Here is a 26365-nt window from a genome sequence, read left to right as displayed (position 1 = left end):
AGATTGCAGTCCCAGACACACAGGAGAATCCACATGTCCAAACTACCGTTGCTCGACCCTGCCGATTGCGCCCTGATCCTCGTTGATGAGCAGGCGGGCCTGGCGTTTGCTGCGGGATCTCAAGACCCGCAGATTCTGCGCAGCAACGGGCTTGCGGTTGCCAAGACGGCGGTCGCCTTCGACTTGCCGGTTGTGGTTTCGACCTCGGCCTCGAAGGTGTACAGCGGCCCATTGATGCCAGCGTTCCGGGAAGTGCTGAAGGACGTCAACCCGATCGAACGGCGCAACATGAATCTGTGGGAAGACGATGCGGTGCGCAATGCGATCACGGCGACCGGAAAGCGTACGCTGATCATTGCGGGCTTGCTGACGGAGGCCTGCGTGAGCTTCCCGGTTCTTTCCGCGTTATCAGAGGGGTATCAGGTCTACGTCGTGGCCGATGCCTGTGGTGGACTGAGCCCGACAAGCCATGAACTCGCGTTGCGACGGATGGCGGCAGCTGGCGCAGTCATGACCTCCTGGCTTCAGCTCCTGCTCGAATTCCAGCGGGATTGGACCCGCCACGAAACCTATGAGAAGGCTCGCGCGATTGTGGTGGAGCATGGTGGTGGGTACGGCACGGGTCTGGCGTATGCGCGTGACATGATCAAACCGGCGTGAGCGTCCGTGACGCAGGCGCTCAATGCTCTTCGGAGGACGTAACGGATATGACGGCCATCAGCGATTCGCAATCCCACGACAACCCGGCAGCCAGCCTGTGGGCGCAATGCCGCGCGGCAGTGCTGCTCACCATCGTGGGTGGCGCCATCGACACCATCGGCTTCATCGCCTTGCTCGGCTTCTTCACCGCCCATGTGACGGGCAACCTGGTGCTGGCAGGCGCGGCCCTTGTGAAAGGGGGCGCGGGACTGTGGGTGAAACTGGGCGCCATTCCGCTATTCATCGTCACGGTCATGCTGGCCAAGATGTGGATCGACCGCTGCAACCAGTCCCACAAGACCCTGGGCTGGCTGTTCGTGGCGGAGGCGGTGTTCCTGTCCGCCTTCATGCTGGTGGGACTGTACTTCGATCCGCTCCTTGATCCCGGCGCGGGTGAGCTGGCACTGACGGGTGGCCTGGGCCTGATGGCTCTGGCAATCCGCAATACGGCGAGCAAGACCTTGATCAAGCACATCAGCCCCAGCACGATGATGACGGGGAACACCACGCAGTTTGGCATCGATCTATCCAACTTCGTGCGCACGTTCAGCCGCGAACACGGGGTCGCCGTGCTGAAAAGCGGAAGCATCGTCGTCGGGTTTGTCGCGGGCGCGTTCCTTGGCGCGGTGCTTTACATGCGCATCGGCTTCTGGAGTGTGCTGCCTTTCACGCTGGCGATCTTGTATCTGGCCAGCCTTGCGTTCCGCAAGCAGTTCATTTGACCACTGCCATGACCATCAACAAGAGTCGGCTGGAATCATTCAGCGATGGAGTGATTTCCGTGAGCTTGACGCTGATGCTCTATCAGATTCAGCTTCCAGCGGAGTTCAACTGGACTGGCGTACGAGCAGAGGCGCCCCATTTCTTTGGATACGTGCTCAGCTTCATCTATGTCGGCATCTACTGGAACAATCACCATCACCTGTTCCAGATGGTGCGTGGTATCAACGGGAAGGTCATGTGGGCGAACCTCAATCTGTTGTTCTGGCTGACGATGATTCCTATCACCACCACCTGGACTGGCAAGTCGGAATTCTCGGAGATTCCAACCGCGCTGTACGCCTTTGTGCTCTTTATGTGCGCCATATCCTATTGGATTCTGCAGCGCGTCATCATGGCATCGGAGGGACAGGGCTCCATGCTCGCAGGTGCCATCGGCAAGGATCGGAAGGGCAGGGTATCGCTCGTCGTGTACGCATTGGCGATCGTGGTGAGTTTCTTCAGCAGCATCGCGGCAACACTCATTCTGATTGCGATGGCTGCATTCTGGTTTCTGCCCGATTCGCGAATCGAGCGCTATCTTCTGGGGCAGGGCGGCAGGGATTCATAGGCCGCTGGGAAGCGCGCCGTCCGCGTCAAATGCGGGCCAGCCTCGCCCCCCGGGGCTACATGTTCTCCACTTCGCCGGCAGCAGCCTGCAAGACGCGGGCGAAATGTTGGGGCGGTTGACCATCGGTGATACGCTGGTTGCCGACCCGGTATGTGGGCACCGAACGGACGCCATCGAACTGGGCCTGTAGTTCCTGGGCCACGACGCTCGTTTCCCCGGCCGAGCCGTTCAGATACTCGCGCACGCCGGCTGCGTCGAAGCCGATCGAAACCGCGATGTCTACCAGCACGTCCAGAGAGCCAATGTCCTGTCCGCGTGTGAAATAGGCTTCCATCACTGCGCTGAACAAGTCATCCGCGCGTGCGGCGTCCTGGTCCAGTACGTAGCGCATAAGGCGGTGTGCCAGGCGTGTATTCGGCGTGACCAGTATCCGGTCGTAGTTGAATGCAAGTCCCACGCGTTTCCCAGCCGCCGCAACCTCCGCATCCAGCACCTGGGACCGCTCCCAGCTGCCGAACTTGCGGCTGCGATATGCCTTGCGATTCGAGCTGGGTTTCGGCATGTCCGGGTTGAGCTCGTAAGGCTGGTATTGCGAGCGGAATCGGCCAGCCATGCCAGCCTGCTCGATGCCGGCCTTCAGCGATTGATGCCCGATCCAGCACCAGGGGCAAATGAAGTCGTAAGTGATGATGATGTCTATCGGTGTCATGGAGCGCTCCAGTCCTGAAGCGAAATGGCGATGACACAAAGGTAAGGCACGCGCCCGGATTCCTGAATAGGGACGCCGCGCAACCCAGCGTTGCGCTCGATGCAAGGCACGGCTGCCGACAAGGCAGCCGTGTGTCAGTCCACCTTCAGCGTGCCGGTACGGGTGCGAGCGATTCGTGCGGCGTGGCGGTCCGTTGCGCGGCTTTATGGACCATCGTGTAGGCGTAGTCCACACCCATGCCGTAGGCGCCGGAGTGCTCCTTCACGAGCTGCATCACGGCATCATAGGTGTCGTGATGCGCCCAGTCGCGCTGCCATTCGAGCAGTACTTGCTGCCATGTCACCGGCACCACGCCGGCCTGGATCATGCGTTGCATCGCGTAGTCATGGGCTTCCCGGGTATTGCCACCACAGGCATCCGCAACCACGTAGAACTCATAGCCGGCGTCCTGCATGGCGCACAGGGCGAAGGTGGTAATGCACACCTCGGTCCACAGCCCGGCAGCCACGATCTTCTTGCGGCCGGCCGCCTTCAGCGCATCGCGCACCTTCTGGTCGTCCCAGGAGTTCATCGATGATCGCTCGAGTGTTTTCGCGTTCGGGAACACGTCAAGGAGCTCTGGAAACGTGTAGCCCGAGAACGACTCGCTTTCCACGGTGCTGATGGTGGTCGGGATATTGAAGATCTTGGCGGCCTTGGCAAGGCCGACCACATTGTTCTTCAGCGTCTGACGATCAATGGACTGAATGCCGAACGCCATCTGCGGCTGCGTGGCCAGAGCGGACTGGATCTGCAGGCCAGGCTGGGGCAGATGGGCATTCATATTCCGATCATCTTCATGACTGGGTACGGAGACATCGCCATGAGCGTCGCAGCCATGAAGGCCGGGGCCGAAGACTTCATGGCCAAGCCGTTTCGCGACCAGGATTTGCTGGACGCCGTATCCGCCGCGCTGGAGAAAGACCGTTTGCGCCGCCAGGCGGTTGGCAAGGTTGATGAGATTCGGGCGAACTACGCCACACTCACGCCACGCGAATCCGAAGTCATGGGACTGGCCGTGACAGGACTGCTGAACAAGCAGATTGCGGGCGAGATCGGCATCAGCGAGGTTACCGTCAAGATTCACCGCGGGCAGGCGATGCGCAAGATGCGGGCGCGCACGTTTGCTGATCTGGTATTGCTGGCGCAGCAGCTCGGTATCTGCAGGGCCGATCGCTGACCGATTGTCAGGACGTTGCGCGGGAGAGGGTTCCCCCGCGCGATTGACATGCTCAGGCGATCAGCGTCCGGGCGACCAGCGTTGCGGCCGCCACGCTTGATGTGCTGACCGCCAGCCAGCATCCCAGCAGGAGGGCGCCGTTGACCACGCTTCGATCTGATTTCATCTTGTGTGCTCCGTGGGATGACTGGCTGCGGGCATGCTTCAGCGCTCGATCACCGGTGCGTGTACGGGCGCGATCGATGCGTGTGGGGTTGCCGTGCGTTGCGCGGCCTTGTGAACCATCGTGTAGGCGTAGTCGATGCCCATGCCGTAGGCGCCTGAGTGTTCCTTGGCCACGGCCATCACCGCGTCGTACGTTTCGCGGTTCTTCCAGTCGCGTTGCCATTCCAGCAGAACCTGTTGCCACGTCACCGGTACCACGCCGGCCTGGATCATGCGCTGCATGGCGTAGTCATGCGCTTCCTTGGTGGTGCCGCCCGAGGCGTCGGCCACCATGTAGATTTCGTAGTCGCCTTCAAGCATGGCGGAGAGCGCGAAAGTGGTGTTGCAGACCTCGGTCCACAGGCCGGCCACGATTACCTTCTTGCGGCCATTGGCGGCCAGCGCGTCGCGTACTTTCTGGTCGTCCCAGGAGTTCATCGAGGAGCGTTCCAGGGTTTGCTTGCCGGGGAACACGTCGAGCAGTTCCGGGTAGGTGTAGCCCGAGAACGACTCGCTTTCGACGGTGGTGATGGTGGTCGGCACGTCGAAGACCTTCGCAGCCTTGGCCAGGCCCACAACGTTGTTCTTCATGGTCTGACGGTCCATCGACTGGACGCCGAAGGCCATTTGCGGCTGGTGGTCAATGATGATCAGCTGGCTGTTGCGCGGGGTCAGGACTTCCAGTTTGGCGTTCGACATGGTGCTCTCCACTAAGTTTTATTCAAGGAATTTGAGTTCTTGGTCTGGCAGCGCCGCTTTCAGTTCGTTGCGTTGTTGCGCTGTCCATGTGCAGAACTATAGCGATGGCGAGCGCACAAACATCCGATCTGGATTGTAAGTGTTGTTCAAATTTTTTGATCTTTGGAATTGGGCGGTGAAACCATGGGCGCGAGGTCGAACCGCATGCCATGCGCGGTCCTGAAGCCCTGACGCGCTCTCGCATTTCAAAAGCGACTGAGTTCTATCCATTGGGAGCGAGATGAACACGACAACCCTCAACCCTCAGGACATCGTGACCAGCATCATTGTTCACGAGGTCGAGCCCGGCGCCGCCGGGCAGTATGAGACGTGGCTCGCCGACATCCGTGTCGCCTGCTCCAGGTTTCCAGGCTACCTGAGCACCGACGTGATCCGCCCGGTCGGCAAGAGCCGTGAATACGCGACGATCGTCCGTTTCGCTGACTTCAAAAGCCTGAATGCCTGGATGGAATCCGATGAGCGCCGGCAGCATATTGCGCGGATGCAGTCGTCGCTGCGGCAGGGCGATCGATACGAGATCCGAACAGGTCTCGATTTCTGGTTCACGCCGAAGCACGCACCGGTCAAAGTGCCGACCGCGTGGAAGCAGTGGCTTGTCACGTGGAGCGCGATCTTGCCGCTCAGCATTGTTGTTCCGCTGGGGGTGGTGCCAATGCTCGCCCGTCTCGGCTTCGCCCGCGACTCGTTTGCCGACAAGGCCGTCGTTTCGGCGGCAATCGTGTTCCTGATGGTCTACGTGGTGATGCCACGCTATACCCGGCTTGTGGCGCGCTGGCTGTTCAAGTGAGGGCGCTGACGGTTTAGGCGGCCTCCCATCGGTCAACTACGGGTTTTGCCTGACACGCACCGTATCCGTTGATTTGATTGGATTTTCCGGGTCGCTGTGACGTTCCGGGTTCCTGCGGACGAAAAATTCTGCTTGATCTTCACGATTCGGTGTCCATAATGCAAACGTTTGCAAAAACATGAGAAGAAGGAAGAAACCATGGAGACGATGCAATCTCGATCGACGCCGCAATCCATTGAAGACCTGGCCCTGATCGACGACGAATGGTCGGTGACCGACGTTGTCAGGCGTGCAATGGAGGGAACGGAGAATCCGCGCCTGCGCACCGTGATGGCGGCGCTGGTGCGGCATCTGCACGAATTCCTGCGCGAAGTGCGTCCGACCGACGAGGAGTTTGAGTTAGGGCTCGAGTTCATTGCCGCGCTTGGCCACGCCACGCACGCCACCAACAATGAGGTGGTGCTCGCCGCCGACGTGCTGGGCCTGTCGACACTGGTGACCACGATGAACAACAGCACAGTGGGTGGCCGTACCCCGGGCGCGCTGCTGGGGCCGTTCTATCGCGCCAATGCGCCGCGTTACCAGTGCGGCGATTGCGTGGTGCAGGACGACGCACCGGGTCTGCCACTGTTCGTCAGCGGCACCGTGCGTGCGACCGACGGCACGCCATTGCGCGGCGCGACGGTCGAAGTCTGGCAGGCGTCGCCGGTCGGGCTCTACGACAATCAGGACCCGAACCAGCCGGACCGCAATCTGCGCGGACTGTTCCAGACCGATGCGGAAGGCGGCTATCACTTCCGCACCGTGCGCCCGGCCGGCTATCCTGTGCCCACCAACGGCCCGGTCGGCGAACTGCTGGCAGCGCAGTTTCGCCATCCGTATCGCCCAGCGCATATCCATTTCATCGTCGCCGCGCCGGGCTATCGCACGCTGGTGACGCAGGTGTTTGCCGACGACTCCGACATTCTCGAAACCGATGTCACGTTCGGCGTGCATCGCCAGCTCGTTGGCCGCTTTCAGCAGGTGGAAGCGGGACGCAGCCCGTGGGGCGACATACCCGCGCCGTTCTACACGCTGGCATTTGATTTCACGCTGGAACCGGGCGTTCAGACGTTCCCGCGTCCGCCGATCGATTGATGGACCGACGAACCCGTCGCTCCACCGTCGCAACGTTTATCACGACCTTCCATTCATCCAACTGAACATGCCTATTCATTCCCTATCCGGCAAAGTCGCCGTGATCATCGGTGGCACCGGCGGCATTGGCCTCGCCACAGGCCATGCGCTGGCAGAGATCGGCGCCAGCGTGGTGCTGACCGGACGCGATGCGGACCGCACCGCGAGCGCCGTCGCCACGCTGCCGGCCGGCAATCACCTGGCTGCTCATGCAGAAGTCGGCGACAGCGCCACGCTGCGGCTGCTTGCGGACGACGTCCAGCATCATTACGGACGTGTCGACATCCTCGTCAACACGTCGGGCTTCACACGTGCGATTCCGCATGCCGATCTCGATGCGCTCGACGATGCGTTGATCGACGAAATGTTTGCCGTCAACTGGCGCGGCCAGTTCGCCGCGATTCGCGCGTTCGCACCACTGCTGCGCGCGAACGGCGACGGCCTGGTCGTCAACGTCGGCTCGATCGCGGGGCGCACCGGGCAAGGCAGCAACGTTGCGTACTGCGCGGTCAAGGCGGGTCTCGACGTCATGGCAATGTCGCTGGGCCGTGCACTCGCCCCAGCAATCCGCGTGCTCAATGTTTCTCCGGGCGTAGTGGATACCGGCTTCGTACCGGGCCGCGATAGCAGCTTCAATGAACGCGCGGCCAAGACCACACCGCTGCGGCGGATCGGCCAGGCGCAGGACGTGGCTGACGCCATCGTCGCGTGCGCCACATCGCTTCGCTTTGCCACGGGCACCACCATCGTCGTCGATGGCGGGCGCCAGCTCGGCTGATTCCTTTTCTTCTCAGTTCAACGTATCCATGCACGCACGCAAGACCATCATCACCTGCGCGGTGACCGGCAATATCGTCAAGCCAGACCAGCATCCCGGTCTGCCCATCACACCGGAACAGATCGCCAACGCCGCGCTCGAAGCGGCCGACGCTGGCGCTGCCGTCGCGCACATCCATGTACGCGATCCGGAAACGGGCAAGCCGTCGATGCGTCTCGATTACTACGCCGACGTGATCGACCGCATCCGCGCGCGCAACCGTGCGCTGATCATCAACCTGACCACGGGCCCCGGCGGGCGCTTTGTGCCCGACGAGGACGAGCCGCGCGTGGCTGCGGCGGGTACCACGCTGCTGCATCCGCTCAAGCGCGTCGAGCACATCGCCGCATTGCGTCCCGACGTGTGCTCACTCGACCTCAACACGATGAACTCGGGCGCCGACGTGGTGATCAACACGCCGGGCAACGTCCGCAAGATGGCCGAGGTGATTCGCGCCGCAGGCGTGATGCCGGAGCTCGAGATCTTCGATTCAGGCGATCTGAACATGGCGCTCGACTTCATGCGTGATGGCGTGCTTGAAGGCCCGGGGCTGTGGACTTTCGTGCTGGGCGTGAAGTATGGCTTCGCACCCACGCCGGAAACGATCTTCTACGCCCGCAACATGCTGCCACCGGGCGCGCACTGGTCGGCGTTCGGCATCGGCCGCGCGGAGTTCCCGATCGTCGCGCAGGCCTGGCTGGCGGGTGGCCACGTCCGAGTCGGCCTGGAAGACAACATCTATCTCGAAAAAGGCGTGCTGGCGCCGAGCAACGCCGCGTTGGTCGCCAAGGCGCGCGACATCGTGAAGTCGCTCGGTGGCGACATCGCTTCATCCGCCGATGCGCGCCGCACGCTCGGACTGCGCGAAGTCTGATTCCTTCTCTACTGCATGCCAATCATCATGAACACTATCCAGGTCAAACGAAAAGCCGCGAACATCGACGAACTCGATCTCACCCTGTTGGGGGTGCCACGCCCCGAGGCTGCCGATGGCGAATGCGTGATCGAAGTGACCAGCGCCGGGGTGAACCCGAGCGACGTGAAGGCGACGCTCGGCCTGATGCCCCACGCGGTCTGGCCGCGTACCCCGGGGCGAGACTACGCAGGCGTCGTCATAGATGGGCCGGCTGCGCTCATGGGCCAGCAGGTATGGGGCAGCGGCGGCGAGCTTGGTATCCGCCGCGACGGCACCCATGGCAAGTACCTGCGCGTCAACGCGCAATCGGTGCGCGCCAAGCCGGCTACGCTGTCGCTGCTGGAAGCGGGTGCGGTGGGTGTGCCGTTCATCACCGCGTACGAAGGCTTGCGACGCGCGGGCATGCCGAAGGCAGGCAGCGTGGTGCTGGTCGGCGGTGGAAACGGCAAGGTGGGGCAGGCCACGATCCAGATCGCCACGGCGCTCGGCGCGCGTGTCTTCGCCGTCGAGCGTGGCGCCGAGCCGTATCGCGGCCACGCAAGCGGTCCGGTGCGCATGATCGACGCCAGCCGTGAAGGCATTGCCGACGTGGTGCGGGCCGAGACCGGCGGCCATGGTGCGGACATCGTCTACAACACCGTGGGCAGCCCGTACTTCGAACAAGCGAATCTGGCCATGGCGATTGGTGCCACGCAGATCTTCATCTCGACGATCGAGAAGCCTGTACCGTTCGACATCTTCGCGTTCTATCGCGGCCAACACACGTATGTCGGCGTCGATACGCTCGCACTGGACAGCCAGGCGTGCGCCAACATCCTGGATGCGCTCGCCCCGATGTTCGCCTCCGGTGCGTTGAAGCCATTCCCGGTACTCGACGACTACACGTATGCACTTGCGGATGCCCGGGAGGCGTATCGCGCGGTACTGCAGGGCGCGAGCGAGCGCGTGGTGCTCAAGCCATGAACACCACCCGGTTCGCACAGGCGCCGGCCTATTTCCCAGCCAATCACGAAGGTATGCACTGCCTGCGCTTGCAGGGGCACGAAGCTGGGCCGTCCGAGGCGTTGTGGATGGGCGTGTCCGTGATCCTCCCGGGCGGCCACACGTCCATGGATGCCTCGCCCGTGGAAAAGCACTACGTGGTGCTGGAAGGCGAGGTATGCATCCGGACGCCCGGGGAGAGCGTCACGCTCGGCCAGTTCGATTCGGTGCGGCTGGCGCCGGGAGAGGGGCGCCAGGTATCCAACCCTGGCAATCGGCCAGCGATGTTGCTGCTGGCCATGCCTTATCCGAAAGCTGTCAATCCATAACCCTAAGCAGTTGACCCTTGAAGTCCTCGTCCGCCCCGGAATGCAAACGTTTGCGCTTTATGCGGCCCGAGGCGGGCATCAGAAGAACATAAAAAAACCTGGAGACAAAAAGATGCCCCCGATACTGCACCTGCGCCGACGCCACGTCATGCCACTGGTCGTCATGGCGACCGGCTTTGTCGCCGACGCCAGCGCGGAAACCAACGTGACGATCTATGGCCGGCTCAACACAGCCATCGAGTATTCGAGCGCCAGTACCTCGACGAATGGCACGTCGCTTGGCAGCGTGGTGCGCCAGACCAACAACCGTTCGGTGTTCGGCTTCCGCGGTGAGGAAGATCTGGGAGGATCGCTGAAGGCGGTGTGGCAGATCGAAAGCAACCTGTCGATCGATACCGGGCAGGGACAGATCGCGGGACGCAATTCGCGCATCGGTCTGCAGGGCGACTATGGCCTGTTTTTCATGGGGCATTGGACCACGCCCTACACCGAGGCAACGATGGGTTACGACCCGTACTACCCGACCACCGCCGGCTACATGGCGCTGATCGGCAACGGATCGACCTCGAGCTCCGACAACGTGCAGGACACCAGTTCGTTCGACCGGCGTCAGAAGAACATCGTGCAGTACCGTTCGCCGTCACTGGCCGGCGTCAGTGTCTCGCTCGGCTGGGGGCTGCCAGAGGAAAAGCTCACCGTGCCGCGCAATCCGGCGCTGTACTCGATGGCTGCCGTCTACGAACGTGGCCCGCTGAACGCCACCGTCGCCTACGAAATCCACCAACACTATCAGGCCGCGGGCCGCAACGACGATGCGCTGAAATTCGGCATCGCTTACCAGTTGTTCCAGGGGACGCGCCTTGCGGCGATCTACGAGCACCTGCACTACCGCACCGATACGGGTGACCTGCAGCGCAACGCCTATTACGCGTCGCTGGTGCAGCAGGTAGGTACCGGCAGTGTGCGCGCTGGCGTTGCATATGCCGCGAACGGGACAGGGTCGTCGACCAGCACGATTGGCTACTTCCGCAGTGGCGCCGAGACGGGAGCTATCCAGTTCACGGTTGGCTACGACTATCCGCTGTCGAAGCGCACGGCGCTGTTCGCGTACTACAGCCGCATCAACAACAAGAAGAACGCGGTCTACGACTTCGCAATCAACCAGCTCGGCATCAAGGCTGGCGCTGACCCGCAAACAGTGGCGCTCGGCATGCGTCACTTCTTCTGACGTTCGAATACCCGCACCCGCACACGCATCGCGAGGAGACATATCATGCTTCGACGTTTCAAGGCGCTTGGCGCCATGCTTTCCCTTGTAATGGCATCGACCATGGCGACGGCTGCGCCGCCGCACTATCCCAGCAAGCCGATTCGGCTGGTCGTGCCGTTCTCGGCCGGCAGCGCCACCGACATACTGGCGCGCATCATCAGCACCAAGATGGGCGAAGGCGGCACGTATCAGATCGTTGTCGACAACCGGCCTGGCGCGGGCGGCACGCTTGGCGCCACCACGGTGGCCCGGTCGGCGCCGGATGGGTACACCCTTATTCTGGTCTCGGTGGGCCACGCCATCAATGCGACGCTCTACCCGAAGCTCGGCTATGACACGGTCAAGGATTTCGCGCCGGTCTCGCTGGTGGCATCGGTGCCGAACGTGTTGGTAGTGAACGCGGCGAGTCCGTACAAGTCGGTGCGTGATCTGGTGACGGCGGCGAAGGCCAAGCCGGGCGCGATGAACTTCGACTCGGCGGGATCGGGCAGTTCCACGCACCTGAGCGGCGAGTTGTTCAAGATGCAGGCCGGGATCGACATCGTGCATATTCCGTACAAGGGCACTGGCGAGGCTCTGACCGATGTCATGGCCGGGCGCGGTGACATGATGTTCGCGCCGACGCTTTCCGCCATGCCGTTTGTCAAGCAAGGCAAGCTGCGCGCGCTGGCAGTGACCACGCCCGCGCGCACGAGCGTGCTGCCCGATATCCCGACGGTAGCGGAGGCCGGACTGCCAAGCTACGCCTTCGATTCCTGGTTCGGCGTGCTGGCGCCGGCGGGTACCCCGAAGGAAATCGTCGATGCGCTAAACGCGGAGATCGGCAAGGTGCTGGCTTCGCCAGACGTGCGCGAGAGGATGGCTGCACAGGGTGCCGAGCCCCGCCGCAGCACACCGCAGGCGTTCGCCAGCTATATCCAGGTGGAGATCGGCAAGCTCGCGCCAGTGGTGCGGCAGTCGGGGGTGACGGCGGGGCAGTAGCCGGGGCCGCCATCTGGCAGCAAGCGGGCACGGGCGTGCCGATCGCAGGCGCTAGAATGGCGCATCGCCAACCCGTAATCGCACCGCCCGCTGCCAACATGCCCGAGCGCAAACGCCTGACTCTCAAAGACCTGGCTGCCGAGATTGACGTCCATTACTCCACCGTCTCGCGCGTGATGAATCCGGCCACGCGGCATCTGGTGGCCGACGAGGTGGCCGCACGCATCCTGCAGTTGGCCGAGCAGCGCGGCTTCCGGCCGAACCGGATCGCGGCCGGCCTGCGCACGCAGCGTTCCGGACTGGTCGGCGTGGTGCTGCCCGATATTGCCAACCCGGTGTTCCCGCCGATCCTTGCTGGTATCGAATCGGTGCTGGCGCGTGACGGCTATGTGCCGATCGTCGTCAATGCCGGCGCCGACAAGTCGCGTCAGCGGTTCGTCATCGACCAGTTGATGGGGCGGCAGGTGGAAGGACTGGTGCTGGCCACAGCAGAGCGCGACGACCCGATCCTCGACTACTGCCTGAAGCTTTCCATCCCGGTGGTGATGGTCAACCGGGGTGAGCCGACGGGGTGCGCATCGTGCGTGGTCAGCGATGGCTTGCTGGCGATGCAGCTGACTGTCGATCACCTGGTGAAGCTTGGTCATCGCCGCATCGGCCATATCGCCGGACCGGAGACCACGTCCACTGGCCAGCAGCGCCGCGAAGGCTTCCTGCAGGCGGTCAAGCGCCATCGCTTGCGCCGCGACGACTACGCGGTGGTGGAGGCCGTCAGCTACTCCCGTGAGGCCGGACGTGAAGCCTGCGCCGAACTGTTCCAGGCATTGCCGGGCCTGACCGCGATCGCGGCCGGCAACGACCTCGTCGCGATGGGCTGCTATGACTATTTGCGCGAGCACGGCATCCGCTGTCCGGATGACGTATCGGTTGTCGGGCACAACGACATGCCGTTCGTGGATGCGCTGACCCCACCGCTGACGACGATCCGTATTGCCGTGCACGAGATGGGCGAGCAGGCCGCTACGCTGCTGCTCAAGAAGATCGGCAAGCCGGAGGCGCCAGTGGTATCCGTCTCGCTGACGCCCGAACTCGTCGTGCGTGGTTCGACGGCCGCGCCGCGCTAAGCGGCTACAGCCAGCATCGGCGCATCATCAGTCTGAGTTGCCGTTAGAAGGCAATAGCTGGTAGCTACCAGCTTGGAGGTCCCAAACGCCGTTAGCACTTGGCACATCGCTCAATCCAATTCAGGCCGACGTCGTCGTGCAATGGCGGCCGTCTCTAACCGACCCTTATGAGACGGCCGACGTGCTGGATAAACTGGCCGGAGCCGTTCCGTATTTGGACATTTCGGCTTGCCGGGGCTGATAGCGAGCCACCAACGCGTGTCACAGGCGACTACCGACGCCTAGGCGGTCATTAGACATGGAATCGTTTGAACGGCCATTGCAGGGATAACACCGGACTGCTTGATTGGCAGTCCCTGAGGTGGGGCGTCAAGCCACGCTGATGGCAAACGACTATTTAGAAGCGGAAGGCCACGCTTAGCATGGGGCCCTTCAGCGTGAGCCTTTGGACAAGGTCGCCGCTACGGAGTTGATACGTCAAGTAGCGATAGGTCAATTGCACATCTCCCCAGCTTGCCGCATAGGCCGCGCCACCGGACGCTTGCACGGTATATCTGGAAGAACCGGTCCCGACGTCGACGTAGTACGGCACATACCATCTATCAAGGTTTCCGAGACGTAATCGACCGCGAACACCAATAATTCCATCCCAGATATTCGCTGTCTGCGACAGGCTTCCCTGCGTCGCCAGAGTCGCGCCTTGCTGCGTGAACGTGGCGGATAGTGTCCAGTTCGCACTGGCGCTGAGGTTCAGGTATCTAAGCCCGCCGAGTGGCTCGACCGTTCCCCATTGCGATCGCAGCGCGGTATAGGCAGCGGCAAGTCCGAACAGCCCACCGCTCAGGCTACTGCTTGTACTCGTCGCCAACTCGCGAGGGATGGCAACCGCGCCACCGCCCCCTGCGCCGACGGCATTGAGGGTGGTTTGTTGGTGGCTGAAGTCGAGGTATGCCCCATCAGCGATGATCGCCCAGTCCCCCTTACTGGCTTCCGCCTGCACCATCAGAAGAAACTGCAGATTCTGGAGATAGCTGTCCGGCCCGGTTCCCAGGTCGAGCCTACCCCCTCCTGTTGAGGAGTTTCCGGAGAAGCTGAAAGCGCCGCTCACGTTGGGTAACCAGAGGTAGGGTGCGATCGCAAATTTCCATCCACCCGCGTCCGGCGATTCGGCATGCCCCGAGCCAGTAGCGATAGCAAAGAGGATAGCGACGCCGATACGTTTCCCACGGAGCCTCGAAATTCGCGCCTCGATATCGCTCCTACCTAGACGACGTCCCCGTTGCACCAATTCCATTGATCACGCCTTCGATGATCGTATTGTTGTCACACAGCCGCTGCGCGATGCCGTGAATGAATGAGGCAGCCTGGCCGCCTCTGGACACGAAATGTCCCGCTTCCCAACCTATCCGGTCTTGATGGGCGACTCAATTGGCCCAAAGGGAAGGCCAGTATTGGCTACCAGTTTCAGGGAGCCGGGGTGTTTCGGCGACGCTACAGGCTGCGGCTTTGTGGCGAGGACTGGGGCACCCAATGCTTCGAAATCGGCCGAGTGAATACAACGGCCGCTCCGCGATTCAGACGCGACACTCGCCCGCCGGCTGCTCGTCGTCGGCTTCTGGCCGATCTTGTTCGCCCGGCTTCCTCCGCGATGTTCAGCATGGCGGGCCCAATCACGCCGCTGTGGGAGCATTGCTGGACTCTATTCGTGGACGACCCGGGTCAAGTCTGCTGTAGCCGCTAGTCCATATCACCGCGAATCCGGCCGCTTATCAGCATGGACATCACGCCAGGCCAGCATCTCCGTCAGCCGCTGTTCGCGGTTGTTATCAAAGCCGCAACTGTCCCGCCATTCGGCCGGATTCTCATAGGTGCCGAAGAGCATGTCCCACCAGGTGATGTCACCGTAGTTGTTCCGGTGATGCCCATGACGATGGTGGATGCGATGCATTTCTGGCCGTTGGAACACAAATCCGACCCAACGTGGCGACCTGACATTGGTGTGATAGAAGAATTCACCCAACGCAGTGCACAGCGTATAGACGCCGCCCGCCTCAAGCGACAGGCCAAGCAACGTGTAGACCAACAGGCTGCCGATTATTGAATTGACAACCATCTCAGCGGGGTGCTTGTAGAACGACGTGATCACCTCAAGCCGTTGCGGGCTGTGATGGATCTGGTGGAACAGGCGCCAGAGCAAGTCCGACTCGTGGCGCCAGCGATGCCACCAGTAGAAGACGAAGGTCGCGATGAAGTAGGCGAGGAGCCCCCCGGCGGCCGGCGAAACATGGTCCGAGAGGCGGAACAGCGACCACGATGCCAGCCACCGTTCCCAACTCATGCCGGCGAGCAACACAACACCGAGTTGGACGGCGTTGACCAGCAGGACTCGAACAGGCCATGTGCGCACGCGCGGCAGGGGCCAGCTCGGCGCAATGCGCTCCAGTACGAAGCAGCAAGCAAAGACGATAAGAATGACGGAAATCATGCTTGTGCTCCTCCGGACCGGTTGGCAGCAGCATGCGCTGGCTGGACGGTGCCATCGAAAAGCAGTTCCAGTGCGGGGCTGCAAAGGAGGCTGGCAGGTGTGACCGTCTCCCGTTCCCATGGAATCCGGCCGAAGTACCACAACCGCCAGAAGCCAAGCGCGGCGTCAGGCTGACGCGCCAGCAGTGCCTTGAATGTCTCAGCTTCGCCGACACCGATGTCGGCTGACTCCGCCAGCACTTCTCGCACGAAACGAGAGCAGAACTGGCGTCGCGAGTGAAGGTTGAAACCAGTGTCGTACCAGATGCCCATGCGGTGGCGCACGGCCTCAGACAGTCGGAGTTGCTGCGAGGCCGTCAGCGGCTGCCGCAGCCGCGCAATGGCAATTCGCCCATGTTCGGAGCGCGCAGCAAAGCGTTTGAGGGAGGTGGTTCGACTGAGCGGGAACGTGCTTTCCGCTATCGACGTTCCGGTTCCCGAGTTGGCAACTACGATGCCGACGTGATTTGTCCACGAGGCCGTGGCGGTGGCAACTTCACGAAAGGGGCGGGCTCGAACGCGGATAAAGACAATATCGCCAACCTGGAGCGTCGTGGCAAGGTCCAGAACGTTGGAATCGATCTGCATGATTGATCTCCCTGGCAGCGCTATATCGATGGACACAGCATCGCATGGGGTATCGCAAAATGTGAAAATCTCTGCCAGAGTGGCGATTGGACGGCCGTCGAGTATCAAAATTTGATACGTGACTCCGATTCCTTCTAGCGTTCGGGGGAGAACCATGAGCGAGGTTGAACAACTCGTCGCCACAATCAAGCGCCAGCTCAAGGCGCAAGGGCTGACCTATCGCGATGTCGCGCAAGCACTCGCCCTATCCGAAGCCAGCGTCAAGCGGCTGTTCGCCAGTGAACGGCTGAACCTGGACCGATTAGCCCAGCTCGCCACGCTTCTTGGCTTTACGTTGGCCGAACTGACACAGGAGGCCGCCGCCGCTCTGCCGGTATTGCGGCGGCTTACCCGGGAACAGGAGGCGCAACTGGTGTTAGACCGCAAGCTGCTGCTGGTTGCAGTCTGCGCGTTAAACCACTGGTCGGCGGAAGAGATCGTCGCTGCTTACCAGATCACCCGTGCGGAGTGTGTGGAGCGGCTTCTTGTGCTTGACCGAATGGGTCTGATTACCCTCCTGCCCGGCGACCGGATCCGCCTGCGCGTCATGCGCGATTTTGACTGGCTGCCTGATGGCCCGATTCGTCATTTCTTCAGGGAGGAGGGGCTGAACGACTTTCTCGACAGCCCCTTTAATGCGCCGGGCCAGACCATGGAGTTTGCGCACGCCATGTTGACGGGCCCGGCGCTTGAGCAACTGCGGTTGGAACTGCAACGGCTTCGGGCCCGTGTTGCGCTATTACACGATGAGTCCGCGTCTGCGCCTCTGGCGCAGCGTCGTGGGATCGGCATGCTCCTGGCCACGCGGGAGTGGGAGCCAACCGGATTTGCGAGCTTGCGCCAACGGCCTCGGTAAGAGGGCGCTGTAAGCCATATGGCTCCCGCAGCGAAATCGAGCGGAAGTACTCGGGCTTCCGACGTAGATTGGGGGCGAGGCGGCAGCTATGTGGGCTGATTCTCCAGTTCTCTGGGTCAACTGGCTGTTGGACGCGCGAACGTTGTATAGCGACCCTTCTGAGACATCCGACAGCTTCGAGGTGGCGGCAATTCTCGCTAATCGCGGTCACAAGACGCTGCCGTCAGCTATCACGCGCATTGGTTACCGTCCAGACGTTCTCCAGAAACTCACGCAGTAGTGTCGAGGAATTGTTTTTCTTCCAGATCAAATAGAACGGTAACGAAAAGTTCAAGTCGTCGACAGGGCGAAGGGCCACTCCCGCCGGGCACTGCCACCGCGTCGCCTCGCTGACGAAGGCGACACCGAGGCGACAAGATACCAAGCTCAGCATCGTCGCGTGATCTGTGACCTGCTGAACAATTTGTGGCGCCAGAGCCCCGTCGCGAAGGCACGCGCGGATTAAGCGATCATGGAAGCGTGGATAGACCCATCGATGGAACCAGATAAAGGGAACATCGCGGAGTTCGCGCAATCGCACGCTGTCGAGCGACATGATGGGATGATCCTTCGGCGCGGCCAGCACCAGCTTGTGCCGGGCGACCTTTCGATGCGCGAACTCCGAAGGCGGCTTTGTCAAGCTGAAGATGAATCCTGCGTCCAGGTTTCCCGAGCTGACCGCATCAACCTGACGACTGGAAGCCATGGCATGGAGTTCAAGTTCCACAGTCGGGTGCTGTTCACGAAACGCGCGCAGCGAGTCAGGTACGGCACCATGCCACGCTTGGGTTTCACCGAATCCCACTCGCAGCGTTCCGGTTTGACCGGCGGCGATCCGCTCCACCCGAAGCTTCGCCTCATTCACCTCGCGCAGAATACGACGAGCGTCGTCGAGAAATGAGCGTCCCACAGCATTTAGCCGTACCCCGCGCGGCAAGCGATCGAAGAGCGCGACGCCCAACTCCGCTTCCAGATCCTGGATCTGCCGCGAAAGCGCTGGCTGCGCGATTTTGAGTAGCTTCGCTGCTCTCCCGAAGTGCTCCGCCTCGCCAACGCACGCGAAATAGCGCAGATGCCTCAGTTCCATTTCATGCCTCAAGAGTATCGGACAGATAAATAGTAGGTCTTGGACGCATCGGATGAGGCTATCTAAACTCGAAACGTCCGGCGTGGGCAAAACGATGGCGCCCCAACCCAAAGCCCAGGTTGCTAGCGAGAATGAACGACGACTTGGACTGCGCCTTGCCTGTACACGCTGATAACTGATGAACTGTGCCTTGGCGCTCCAGGCCGTTGTCAGTCCCGCAACGCCGATAGATTCGGGCGTCACAATTGACTCTTAGCTTATGCCATCCAACATTGCCGGCGAAGGCACCGCCGATCGCATTGCGATACCGTGAAGGGGACCGTCGTCGTAGGTGCGACAGGTGGGTTGGAGCAGCTGCCCCGTGCGCTGCTCCGGATTGCCCCGATGCTCTCGGCATGTCACGGATCTGACGCAGTAGCGCGGCCTGGCTTTCACGAGCGACGGACGTTAGGCACAGCAAGGTCGGCTTTCCACTGGCGAACCAAAGAATGTTCGTCGATCTCCGGGGCCATAGGGGTGTCAAGATGGCGAAGAGCACCCTCGCCAGCTTTCCAGTTCCAGCGTAGAGGAGATAAGAATGGGCAAGAAAGTTGCGGAGATCATCGTAGAGGTACTCGAACAGGCTGGCGTCAAGCGCTGCTATGGCATTGTCGGCGACACCCTCAACCTGATTGCCGAACACCTCGATCGAAGTTCCATCGACTGGGTCGGTGTTCGTCACGAAGAAGCGGGCGCCTTCGCGGCAGGCGCTGAGGCGCTATACACCAACAACCTGACAGCGTGCGCCGGAAGCTGCGGCCCAGGCAGTCTGCACTTCATCAACAGCCTGTACGAGGCCAATCGCAATCGCGCTCCGGTTGTCCTGATCGCCAGTCAGGTAGCGATGAGCGAGATGGGCTTCGAGTTCATTCAAGAGGTGGATTTCAAGTCGGTCTTCAAGGAATGCTCGGTGTTTTGCGACATGATCCTGACGCCCGAACAGGCCCGCAGGAAAACCGCGATGGCCTGTCAGACCGCACTGACCAGGCGCGGCGTTGCCGTGTTGATCGTGCCGGTGGACATTTCACATGGCGAAGTGAAGGAGGACTTCCCTTATCGCGTTCACCACAGTCGTCCATCCATCCGGCCGAATGACGCGGAGATCGGAGCCATCGCAGAGGTCCTGAATGCCGGCAGGAAGACTGCCATTTATGCGGGGTCCGGCTGCGAGCAGGCGCTCGCCGAGATCATGGCCGTCGCGGAAAGGCTTAAGGCGCCGGTCGCCCATACCTCGCGCGCGAAGAACTGGCTCGAACCGGGCAATCCGTACAACATCGGCATGACGGGCATCCTGGGGAACGAAGCCGGCTATAACGCGGTGCTCGAATGCGACACGCTGCTGTTGCTCGGCGCGGATTTTGCGTGGCGCCAGTTCTATCCCGATGGGGCAAAGATCGTGCAGATCGACATCGACCCAACGCATCTGGGCCGACGCCACCCCATCACGCTGGGCGCGGTAGGCGACATCCAAACTACGCTGCAGGCATTGCTGCCGCATCTGGACCAGCACGAGGACGCGTCATTCCAGGAGAAATACATCAAGCGTTATGCCGAAGCGATGGTAGCGGCAAGGAAGCCTCTCATCCCGGGCCACAACGACAGCATTCCCGGCTCGTACCTCGCGTCAATCATCGACAAGCACGCCGCCGACGATGCGCTGATCTGCGCTGACGATGGCAGTCCGATCGTGTGGGCGTTGCGTCTGTTCGACGCCAACGGCAAACGCCAGATCTTCGGCAGCCTCCTGCACGGCACCATGGCGAGCGCCTTGCCCAGCGCACTGGGCCTGCAGAAGGCATGCCCCGATCGCGAGGTCATCGCCATGTGCGGCGACGGCGGCATTACGATGCTGTTCGGCGAACTGCTCACCACGATCCAGGAAGAGGTGCCCATCAAGATCGTGGTGTTCGACAACAGCAAGCTTGGCTTCGTGGAGATCGAGCAGAAGGCCGAGGGCATGCTCGACACCTTTACGAAACTGAAGAACCCAGACTTCGGCAAGGTGGCGGAGGCCATCGGCCTCTGGGGCAAGACGGTGCGCAAGGCCTCTGAGCTGGACGCGTCGGTGCAGGAGTGGCTGTCGCAACCCGGCCCTGCGCTTCTCAATGTCATCGTCAATCCGCTGGAACTGGTCAAGCCACCCTTCCTGGAAGCCGGCCCCGTGATCGGCATGGCGATGTACTCCGTGCGCGCCATCCTCAACGGACGCGGCGCGGATGTACTGGAAATGGTGCGCGAGAACTTCCGCTGAAGACCCAAGCGTCGGACCCAAGCGTTGCTTCAGGTAAGCAACGTCTTGGGCTCCAGGTACGCGCTCATGCCCCATCGGCCCATCTCTCGCCCGAGCCCGGAATGCTTGAAGCCGCCAAACGGTGCGCGCGGCTCGTGGGCCAAGGTGTTGACAAGCACGCGGCCTGAATCGATCTGGCGCGCCACACGTTCGCAGCTTTCAAGATTCGTGCCCAGCACCAGGGCACTCAGGCCATAGCGCGTGTCGTTGGCAATGGCGATCGCATCGGCCTCATCGTCGTAGGGGATGATTGTGAGCACGGGGCCGAAGATCTCCTCACGCGCGATGCGCATCTGATTGTTGGCATGCGTGAAGAGGGTGGGCTTCACGAACCATCCGGCATGCATGCCATCGGGCCGGCCTTCGCCACCGGCCAGCAGCGTCGCACCTTCCTGCTGTCCGATACGGATGTAGTTCTGCACCCGTTCCCATTGCTTCTGGCTCACCATTGGGCCGATGTCGGTGTCGGTATCGCGTGGATCTCCGGATCGGACATGCGATACCGCCTCCTTTGCGATGTGCTCGAATTCGGTCAGGCGGTTGCGCGGCACGAGGATACGCGTCCCGGCAATGCAAGCCTGGCCGCTATTGGCAAAACCGGCCTGCAGTACCAGCGGCATGACGGTGGCAAAGTCTGCGTCGGGCAGCACGATCGTGGGCGACTTGCCACCCAGTTCCAGGGTCACGCGCTTCATGGTCTCCGCACCGGTGACCACCAGATGCTGGCCGACTGCGGATGAGCCGGTAAACGAGATCTTGGCGACGCCAGGATTGCGCGCAATCTCCTCGCCGACGATCTCGCCTCGGCCGTTGACGATATTGAACACCCCCGGGGGCAGGCTGGCTTCGTGTAGCGCCTGGGCCACGATCTGGGTTTGCATTGCGCTCATCTCGCTGGGCTTGATGACCGCCGTGCAGCCTGCCGCTAGCGCGGTGGCCAGCTTGTTGCAGATGAAGCCCGCATTGCTGTTCCATGGTGTGATCAGGCCGGCAACGCCGACAGGTACCTGGATCACCTTGGCCGAGCCTACATGCTCTTCGAAGGCGAAGGACTCCAGTGTGTCGATTGCCTGAGCAATGACATCGGCCGGGTAGGTTGCCATCCAGCGTCCACGCACCTGCGGTGCGCCGTACTCCAGCAGGATGGCTTCCATCAACTCGTCTTCACGCGCTGCCACGGCCCGGTGCATACGGTGCAGGGCTGCGATGCGCTCCTCGCGTGTGGTGCGCGACCAGGCGGGGAACGCCGCCTGGGCCGCCGCGATGGCGCGCCGCGCGTCCTGCGCATCACCCAGCCGCACCTGGCCGATGACTTCCTCGGTGCTCGGGTTGTAGAGATCGAACCATTCGTCGCCGTGCGGCGTGACGAATTCTCCGTTGATATAGATATGCGCAATGCGTTGCATGATGACCTCTCTTCGAGTGGGATGCCACGTAGTCTAGGATTGGTTTATTGTTCTGATAAGCAGTGTTATGGTTGATGATGCATCCTTAAATTCAGGATAATCCATGCACAGAACAGGAATGACCGAACTGGAAGCGGTGCTGGCCGTGGCGCGCCGCAACAGCTTTCGTGGTGCCGCGCAGGAGCTGGGCATGTCCACCACCGCCGTGAGCAGCGCGGTGGCTGGACTGGAGGCGCGCCTGAAGGTGCGTCTGTTCAATCGATCGACGCGCAGCGTTGCCCTGACTGACGCCGGCTTGCGGTATGTGGAACGCATTGCCCCCGCGCTGGCGGCAATCAAGAGCGCAGGCGAGGAAGCCGGCAGCGGCCCGGACGTGCCCAGTGGCACGCTGCGCATCAATGCGCCGCAGGGCGCGGCAAATTTGCTGCTGGCGCCGCTTTTCAACGTGTACGCGCAGCGCTATCCCGATGTGCGGATAGACATCGTGAGCGAGTCGCGCATGATCGACGTCGTGGCAGAAGGGTTCGATGCAGGCATCCGCCTGGCCGAATCCGTCCCGCAAGACATGATCGCCGTGCCCCTTTCGCGCGACGTCCGCATGCTTGTGGTGGCAACGCCTGCATACCTGGAACACCACGGTACACCCAGACACCCACGCGATCTGCTCCAGCATCGGAGCATCGGCATGCGCATGTCCCACGGCGGCATCTATCAGTGGGAGCTGGAGCACAAGGGGCAGAAGTTGCAGATGGACTTGCCCGTTCGCATTGCGCTCAACGAGATGCCGGCCATCAGGCAGGCGCTACTGCTCGGACTGGGCATCGGCTTTATCTCCGAGTGGTTCATCGAAGACGAACTGAAGACCGGTGCCCTGGTGCCCGTGCTGGCTCCGTGGTGCCCGTCGTTTGGCGGGCTGAGACTCTATTACTCAGGCCATCGTTTCGTGCCCGCACGGTTGCGCGCGCTTGTCAGCCTGGTCCATGAGCTGCGTCTGGCTGAAGCGCAGTAGCGATTGGTAGCCCGTTTCCGGGGGACCAGTTCTCGCTGGCGACTTCGATCAGATTGATGAACACGTCGGCCGGTTTGATGCCGGAACCGGCCTCGAGCCGTGCGACGAGATTGCGATAGAACCGCTGCTTGTCGCCGGTAGACCGGCCCGCCGTCAGCGTGATCTGGATGAGCAGAAGGTTTGGCGAACGCACGAACGGATACGTCATGTTGGCGTGAAAGTTCGCATCTTCGTGTTCGCTGATGGTCATGAAGAACGCCTCCGGATGTACATCGAGCGATTTTTGCAGGGACTCGTGTATGGCTTCCAACACCGCGGCGCGGAACGCCGCAGGCTGGCCTTTGCGCATGGATACGTGGGTCATTGGCATGATCGATTCTCTTCGGTCGATGAAAGGGTGTGGGTCAGCCGGCAACGAGGCCGTTGATCGCTGCTTCCGATTCGGGCTGATACGGGGCTCGCATCGGCAGGTTCGATTCGCCGCCCGCGAATGGCTCCAGTGCATCGCGCTCAGATCAGCGCCTCGATGAGCATCGGCCCGCGGCGCTGCATCGCGGAAGCGAACGCGGCGTCGAAGTCCGTGGCCGAGACCGTACGGACCGCTTCCACGCCCATGCCCGCGGCCAGTGCCACCCAGTCGAGCGATGGATCTTGCAGATCGAACATCGACGCGGCGCGTGCACCGTCCTGTGACGCGCCGACGCGCTTCAGTTCGTTGTTCAGGATCTTGTAGCCGCGGTTCGCGTAGATGACGTTCACGACGTCGATCTGCTCGCGAGCCTGCGTCCACAGCGACTGCACCGTGTACATCGCGCTGCCGTCGCCAAGCAGGTTGACGATCTTGCGATCCGGGCAGGCGATGCCGGCACCGATCGACAGCGCCATCATGCTGCCGATGGCCCCGCCAGACAGGGTCAGGAAATCGTGCGGCGCGGCCGATTCGGTCAGGCCGTAGTACGCCATCGCCATGCCCGACTCCTCGGTGACGATGGCGTGCTCGGGCAGATGCCGGGCCACGCTGCGCATGATCGATTCGGGGGTCAGGGAGCCACTGGCGGGAGGCTCCATGTGCTTGCGTACGCTGTGCCCCGCGATCGAACCTGTTGCGCCGAGCACGTCGGCCAGCGCTTTCAGCGCGCCGGTGCCGTCCTCGTGCGCATGGGAGAGCACCGCCAGCCGGCATCCTTCCGGCGTCAGCCAGCTTGGTTTGTCCGGGTAGGCGAAGAAGCTGACCGGTGGCTGCGCGCCGACCAGCACGATCAATTCGGTGCCAGCCAGGAATTCCACGACTTGCTCGGCGAAGTACGGCAGGCGCTCCACGGGCACACGCCCGGCGCCACGCTGCAGGCGCGGGGCGAACGTATCGGAAAGCAGGCGGGCACCCGTCTTCGCAGCGATCTTGCCTGCGGCGTGCAGGGCCCGTTCCTGCAAAGCGTCACCGCGCAGCAGGAACGCCGTCTTCACGCCACGCTGGACGAGCGCGGCGATGTTCGCAATGGTGGCGCCGCTTACCGGCGCCCGACTCGGCAGCGGCAGCGGCGCCGCGACGGTATCGGCCTGGCTCCAGGCGGTATCCGCAGGCAGGATCAGTGTGGCCACCTGGCCGGGTGCCTCCATCGACGCTTGCACGGCGCGCGCGGCGTCGGCGCCAACCGTCAGCGCGCTTGCGGATGCGTGAATCCATTGCGATACCGGCCGCGCGAATCCCTGGATATCGGAAGTCAGCGGTGCCTCGTAGCGTGAATGAGAGGCTGCATGGTCGCCGACGATGTTGACGATCGGGCTCGATGCGCGCCGCGCGTTGTGCAGGTTGGCCAGGCCATTGGTCAGGCCCGGACCCAGATGCAGCAGCGTGGCGGCAGGCTTTCCTGCCATGCGACCGTAGCCGTCGGCCGCGCCAGTGACCACGCCTTCGAACAGGCCAAGGACGGGGCGCATGCCATCCACCGCATCGAGCGCCGCCACGAAATGCATCTCCGACGTGCCCGGATTGCCAAAACACACCTCCACGCCACACGCCACCAGCGAACGCAACAGACTTTCCGCACCGTTCATGCTTGACACTCCGAAATCGAACCACCATCGAATCCTCGTTCACCGCGGTTTCGTAGCAGGGCAACGAGGTTGTGCAACCGAGCACGGATCGATAGTAGAAACTCCGATTCGATGTAAAAATACAGCCAACTCAGAAACTCTGTTACGTCATGCGTAAGAATCTCGACTATGGATTGCTCCATGCGATGACAGCGTTTCTGCGGGTCGTCGATGCGGGCAGTTTTACGGCCGCCGCCGCCCAAATGGCGCTCACGACGGCGCAGGTCTCGCGGCTGGTTTCCGAGTTGGAAAAGCGCCTGCAGGCCAAGCTTCTGCAACGGACAACCCGCAGGCTGGCGCTGACCAGCGTCGGCGAGCGGTATGCTGACCAGTGCCGGAGCATTCTCGAGCTGGTGGCCGAGGCGGAAAGCGGGGTGGGCGGCGCAAATGTCGAACCAGACGGACGGCTCAGGGTGCGTTGCATGGCCGCGTTTGGCGAACGCTATGTGGTCCCGCTTGTGTCGATGTACTGCGCGAGGTATCCGAAGGTGGCCGTGGAGTACGGCACGTCCCAATACGCCCCGGACCTGATTGCCGAAGGCGTGGACGCCAGCGTCTACCTGGCGCAACGGCTCTCCGATTCGAACCTGGTGGCGCAGGCCCTTGGGGAAACCTACGGTTTGCTGTGCGCGGCGCCGTCCTATCTGAAGCGGCGCGGCACGCCGAAATCCGTTGAGGAACTTGCAGCACATGCCTGTCTGCGCATCGCCAACCCGTCCACGACGCCCGATTGGACGCTGACGGACGGCACACGGAGCTTCACACTGGACGCGGGCGGCCCGCTGGTGGGTGACAACCCCGGCGTTGTCCTCCACGCCGCGAGCAGCGGGCTGGGCATTGCGCTGCTGCCGATCTTTTCGGCTGTGGACCACATCCGCAACGGCGAACTACGCGTCGTACTGCCCGCGTGGCGCTCCCCGGCTATCGGCGTCTACTTGATGCTGCCGTCGCGGAAGTTTCTTGAGGCGAAAACGCGCGCGTGGATCGAATTGCTGAAGACCGAACTGCCGACTGCGCTGCAGCGAGATGCCGGTCATCCTGCAGCAGCGACGAGGGCCAAACCGCGTCGATACTCGTCTCGCTGAGCGGTAGCA

At 62.1% G+C, this 26365-nt stretch carries 25 protein-coding genes and 2 pseudogenes; 17 read left to right on the top strand and 10 right to left on the bottom strand.

The window, feature by feature from the left end:
- The first annotated feature begins 48 nt into the window (after positions 1-48).
- The 3 genes from RMET_RS09625 to RMET_RS09615 are packed head-to-tail and all read left to right on the top strand — an operon-like array spanning position 49 to position 2029.
- On the top strand, positions 49-660 hold the full coding sequence (locus RMET_RS09625) for a hydrolase (RefSeq protein ID WP_232310521.1): 612 nt from the start codon (positions 49-51) through the stop codon (positions 658-660).
- 47 nt (positions 661-707) lie between these two features.
- Positions 708-1421, top strand: coding sequence for a YoaK family protein (locus RMET_RS09620; protein ID WP_011516651.1), 714 nt, complete (start codon positions 708-710; stop codon positions 1419-1421).
- Between the two features lie 8 nt (positions 1422-1429).
- Positions 1430-2029 (top strand): TMEM175 family protein, encoded by a 600-nt coding sequence (locus tag RMET_RS09615; RefSeq protein ID WP_011516650.1) that lies wholly within the window; start codon positions 1430-1432, stop codon positions 2027-2029.
- Positions 2030-2084: 55 nt separating this feature from the next.
- Here RMET_RS09615 and RMET_RS09610 read toward each other — a convergent pair whose 3' ends face one another.
- Together RMET_RS09610 and RMET_RS09605 are read right to left on the bottom strand one after the other, a co-directional pair.
- Entirely contained in the window at positions 2085-2738 is a 654-nt protein-coding gene (locus RMET_RS09610) for a DsbA family oxidoreductase (RefSeq protein WP_011516649.1), read from the bottom strand.
- A gap of 145 nt (positions 2739-2883) precedes the next feature.
- Positions 2884-3507, bottom strand: a pseudogene (locus RMET_RS09605) (hydrolase); the annotation flags it as partial.
- Between RMET_RS09605 and RMET_RS09600 the strand changes: the two are divergent.
- Positions 3499-3957 (top strand): annotated as a pseudogene (locus RMET_RS09600) (response regulator transcription factor); the annotation flags it as partial. The pseudogenes RMET_RS09605 and RMET_RS09600 sit on opposite strands and share 9 nt — an antisense overlap.
- A gap of 204 nt (positions 3958-4161) precedes the next feature.
- Here RMET_RS09600 and RMET_RS09590 read toward each other — a convergent pair.
- Positions 4162-4860, bottom strand: a complete 699-nt coding sequence (locus RMET_RS09590) for a hydrolase (protein WP_008651604.1) — start codon at positions 4858-4860, stop codon at positions 4162-4164.
- 313 nt (positions 4861-5173) lie between these two features.
- Between RMET_RS09590 and RMET_RS09585 the strand changes: the two genes are divergently transcribed.
- The 9 genes from RMET_RS09585 (at position 5174) to RMET_RS09545 (ending at position 13301) form a co-directional block, all read left to right on the top strand.
- Positions 5174-5707, top strand: coding sequence for an antibiotic biosynthesis monooxygenase (locus RMET_RS09585; RefSeq protein ID WP_231138472.1), 534 nt, complete (start codon positions 5174-5176; stop codon positions 5705-5707).
- 198 nt (positions 5708-5905) lie between these two features.
- On the top strand, positions 5906-6844 hold the full coding sequence (locus RMET_RS09580) for an intradiol ring-cleavage dioxygenase (RefSeq protein WP_011516645.1): 939 nt from the start codon (positions 5906-5908) through the stop codon (positions 6842-6844).
- A 67-nt stretch (positions 6845-6911) separates the two neighbouring features.
- Positions 6912-7661 (top strand): SDR family NAD(P)-dependent oxidoreductase, encoded by a 750-nt coding sequence (locus RMET_RS09575; protein WP_011516644.1) that lies wholly within the window; start codon positions 6912-6914, stop codon positions 7659-7661.
- Positions 7662-7689: 28 nt separating this feature from the next.
- Positions 7690-8574: a beta-keto acid cleavage family enzyme gene (locus RMET_RS09570; RefSeq protein WP_029307802.1), complete on the top strand. Its 885-nt coding sequence runs from the start codon at positions 7690-7692 to the stop codon at positions 8572-8574.
- A 27-nt stretch (positions 8575-8601) separates the two neighbouring features.
- Positions 8602-9579, top strand: a complete 978-nt coding sequence (locus RMET_RS09565) for a quinone oxidoreductase family protein (protein ID WP_029310194.1) — start codon at positions 8602-8604, stop codon at positions 9577-9579.
- On the top strand, positions 9576-9926 hold the full coding sequence (locus RMET_RS09560; protein WP_008651613.1) for a cupin domain-containing protein: 351 nt from the start codon (positions 9576-9578) through the stop codon (positions 9924-9926). The genes RMET_RS09565 and RMET_RS09560 overlap by 4 nt, the downstream gene beginning before the upstream one ends.
- A gap of 112 nt (positions 9927-10038) precedes the next feature.
- A complete protein-coding gene (locus tag RMET_RS09555) occupies positions 10039-11154 on the top strand; it encodes a porin (RefSeq protein WP_011516641.1) in 1116 nt (371 codons plus the stop codon).
- Positions 11155-11199: 45 nt separating this feature from the next.
- Complete coding sequence (locus RMET_RS09550) at positions 11200-12177, top strand: tripartite tricarboxylate transporter substrate binding protein (protein ID WP_011516640.1); 978 nt, start codon at positions 11200-11202, stop codon at positions 12175-12177.
- Between the two features lie 56 nt (positions 12178-12233).
- Positions 12234-13301 (top strand): LacI family DNA-binding transcriptional regulator, encoded by a 1068-nt coding sequence (locus RMET_RS09545; protein ID WP_011516639.1) that lies wholly within the window; start codon positions 12234-12236, stop codon positions 13299-13301.
- A 397-nt stretch (positions 13302-13698) separates the two neighbouring features.
- Here RMET_RS09545 and RMET_RS09540 read toward each other — a convergent pair whose 3' ends face one another.
- The 3 genes from RMET_RS09540 to RMET_RS09530 form a co-directional block, all read right to left on the bottom strand.
- Positions 13699-14595, bottom strand: coding sequence for a hypothetical protein (locus RMET_RS09540; protein ID WP_011516638.1), 897 nt, complete (start codon positions 14593-14595; stop codon positions 13699-13701).
- A gap of 453 nt (positions 14596-15048) precedes the next feature.
- Entirely contained in the window at positions 15049-15786 is a 738-nt protein-coding gene (locus tag RMET_RS09535; protein ID WP_011516636.1) for a sterol desaturase family protein, read from the bottom strand.
- Entirely contained in the window at positions 15783-16412 is a 630-nt protein-coding gene (locus RMET_RS09530; RefSeq protein ID WP_011516635.1) for a YebB family permuted papain-like enzyme, read from the bottom strand. The genes RMET_RS09535 and RMET_RS09530 overlap by 4 nt, the downstream gene beginning before the upstream one ends.
- A 154-nt stretch (positions 16413-16566) precedes the next feature.
- On the opposite strand from RMET_RS09530, the gene RMET_RS09525 reads away from it, so the two are divergent.
- The gene (locus RMET_RS09525) at positions 16567-17307 is read left to right on the top strand and encodes a helix-turn-helix domain-containing protein (RefSeq protein ID WP_011516634.1); all 741 of its coding nucleotides are present in this window, start codon (positions 16567-16569) and stop codon (positions 17305-17307) included.
- Between the two features lie 223 nt (positions 17308-17530).
- Here RMET_RS09525 and RMET_RS09520 read toward each other — a convergent pair whose 3' ends face one another.
- Positions 17531-18433: a LysR family transcriptional regulator gene (locus tag RMET_RS09520; RefSeq protein WP_011516632.1), complete on the bottom strand. Its 903-nt coding sequence runs from the start codon at positions 18431-18433 to the stop codon at positions 17531-17533.
- A gap of 577 nt (positions 18434-19010) precedes the next feature.
- Between RMET_RS09520 and RMET_RS09515 the strand changes: the two genes are divergently transcribed.
- Positions 19011-20723, top strand: a complete 1713-nt coding sequence (locus RMET_RS09515; protein WP_011516630.1) for a thiamine pyrophosphate-dependent enzyme — start codon at positions 19011-19013, stop codon at positions 20721-20723.
- A 29-nt stretch (positions 20724-20752) separates the two neighbouring features.
- Here the strand turns inward: RMET_RS09515 and RMET_RS09510 are convergent, their stop codons facing one another.
- Complete coding sequence (locus tag RMET_RS09510; RefSeq protein WP_011516629.1) at positions 20753-22168, bottom strand: aldehyde dehydrogenase family protein; 1416 nt, start codon at positions 22166-22168, stop codon at positions 20753-20755.
- Between the two features lie 103 nt (positions 22169-22271).
- Between RMET_RS09510 and RMET_RS09505 the strand changes: the two genes are divergently transcribed.
- Positions 22272-23177 (top strand): LysR family transcriptional regulator, encoded by a 906-nt coding sequence (locus RMET_RS09505; protein ID WP_011516628.1) that lies wholly within the window; start codon positions 22272-22274, stop codon positions 23175-23177.
- Here the strand turns inward: RMET_RS09505 and RMET_RS09500 are convergent.
- Together RMET_RS09500 and RMET_RS09495 are read right to left on the bottom strand one after the other, a co-directional pair.
- The gene (locus tag RMET_RS09500) at positions 23137-23526 is read right to left on the bottom strand and encodes a tautomerase family protein (RefSeq protein ID WP_231138473.1); all 390 of its coding nucleotides are present in this window, start codon (positions 23524-23526) and stop codon (positions 23137-23139) included. The genes RMET_RS09505 and RMET_RS09500 overlap by 41 nt on opposite strands.
- 161 nt (positions 23527-23687) lie before the next feature.
- On the bottom strand, positions 23688-25232 hold the full coding sequence (locus tag RMET_RS09495) for an acetolactate synthase large subunit (RefSeq protein ID WP_011516626.1): 1545 nt from the start codon (positions 25230-25232) through the stop codon (positions 23688-23690).
- Positions 25233-25381: 149 nt separating this feature from the next.
- Here RMET_RS09495 and RMET_RS09490 point away from each other — a divergent pair, with 149 nt between their 5' ends.
- Positions 25382-26356: a LysR family transcriptional regulator gene (locus RMET_RS09490; RefSeq protein ID WP_011516625.1), complete on the top strand. Its 975-nt coding sequence runs from the start codon at positions 25382-25384 to the stop codon at positions 26354-26356.
- Positions 26357-26365: the final 9 nt, after the last annotated feature.

This window comes from Cupriavidus metallidurans CH34 (assembly GCF_000196015.1).
Classification (GTDB): domain Bacteria; phylum Pseudomonadota; class Gammaproteobacteria; order Burkholderiales; family Burkholderiaceae; genus Cupriavidus; species Cupriavidus metallidurans.
This window is presented reverse-complemented; position numbering and strand designations above follow the sequence as displayed.

Excerpts from the sequence above, each read along its gene's own strand:
- RMET_RS09620 (WP_011516651.1), top strand. The coding sequence starts at position 708 with ATGACGGCCATCAGCGATTCGCAATCCCACGACAACCCGGCAGCCAGC.
- RMET_RS09615 (WP_011516650.1), top strand. The coding sequence starts at position 1,430 with ATGACCATCAACAAGAGTCGGCTGGAATCATTCAGCGATGGAGTGATT.
- RMET_RS09610 (WP_011516649.1), bottom strand. The coding sequence starts at position 2,738 with ATGACACCGATAGACATCATCATCACTTACGACTTCATTTGCCCCTGG.
- RMET_RS09590 (WP_008651604.1), bottom strand. The coding sequence starts at position 4,860 with ATGTCGAACGCCAAACTGGAAGTCCTGACCCCGCGCAACAGCCAGCTG.
- RMET_RS09580 (WP_011516645.1), top strand. The coding sequence starts at position 5,906 with ATGGAGACGATGCAATCTCGATCGACGCCGCAATCCATTGAAGACCTG.
- RMET_RS09575 (WP_011516644.1), top strand. The coding sequence starts at position 6,912 with ATGCCTATTCATTCCCTATCCGGCAAAGTCGCCGTGATCATCGGTGGC.
- RMET_RS09570 (WP_029307802.1), top strand. The coding sequence starts at position 7,690 with ATGCACGCACGCAAGACCATCATCACCTGCGCGGTGACCGGCAATATC.
- RMET_RS09565 (WP_029310194.1), top strand. The coding sequence starts at position 8,602 with ATGAACACTATCCAGGTCAAACGAAAAGCCGCGAACATCGACGAACTC.
- RMET_RS09560 (WP_008651613.1), top strand. The coding sequence starts at position 9,576 with ATGAACACCACCCGGTTCGCACAGGCGCCGGCCTATTTCCCAGCCAAT.
- RMET_RS09555 (WP_011516641.1), top strand. The coding sequence starts at position 10,039 with ATGCCCCCGATACTGCACCTGCGCCGACGCCACGTCATGCCACTGGTC.
- RMET_RS09550 (WP_011516640.1), top strand. The coding sequence starts at position 11,200 with ATGCTTCGACGTTTCAAGGCGCTTGGCGCCATGCTTTCCCTTGTAATG.
- RMET_RS09545 (WP_011516639.1), top strand. The coding sequence starts at position 12,234 with ATGGCGCATCGCCAACCCGTAATCGCACCGCCCGCTGCCAACATGCCC.
- RMET_RS09540 (WP_011516638.1), bottom strand. The coding sequence starts at position 14,595 with ATGGAATTGGTGCAACGGGGACGTCGTCTAGGTAGGAGCGATATCGAG.
- RMET_RS09535 (WP_011516636.1), bottom strand. The coding sequence starts at position 15,786 with ATGATTTCCGTCATTCTTATCGTCTTTGCTTGCTGCTTCGTACTGGAG.
- RMET_RS09530 (WP_011516635.1), bottom strand. The coding sequence starts at position 16,412 with ATGCAGATCGATTCCAACGTTCTGGACCTTGCCACGACGCTCCAGGTT.
- RMET_RS09525 (WP_011516634.1), top strand. The coding sequence starts at position 16,567 with ATGAGCGAGGTTGAACAACTCGTCGCCACAATCAAGCGCCAGCTCAAG.
- RMET_RS09520 (WP_011516632.1), bottom strand. The coding sequence starts at position 18,433 with ATGGAACTGAGGCATCTGCGCTATTTCGCGTGCGTTGGCGAGGCGGAG.
- RMET_RS09515 (WP_011516630.1), top strand. The coding sequence starts at position 19,011 with ATGGGCAAGAAAGTTGCGGAGATCATCGTAGAGGTACTCGAACAGGCT.
- RMET_RS09510 (WP_011516629.1), bottom strand. The coding sequence starts at position 22,168 with ATGCAACGCATTGCGCATATCTATATCAACGGAGAATTCGTCACGCCG.
- RMET_RS09505 (WP_011516628.1), top strand. The coding sequence starts at position 22,272 with ATGCACAGAACAGGAATGACCGAACTGGAAGCGGTGCTGGCCGTGGCG.
- RMET_RS09500 (WP_231138473.1), bottom strand. The coding sequence starts at position 23,526 with ATGCGCAAAGGCCAGCCTGCGGCGTTCCGCGCCGCGGTGTTGGAAGCC.
- RMET_RS09495 (WP_011516626.1), bottom strand. The coding sequence starts at position 25,232 with ATGAACGGTGCGGAAAGTCTGTTGCGTTCGCTGGTGGCGTGTGGCGTG.
- RMET_RS09490 (WP_011516625.1), top strand. The coding sequence starts at position 25,382 with ATGCGTAAGAATCTCGACTATGGATTGCTCCATGCGATGACAGCGTTT.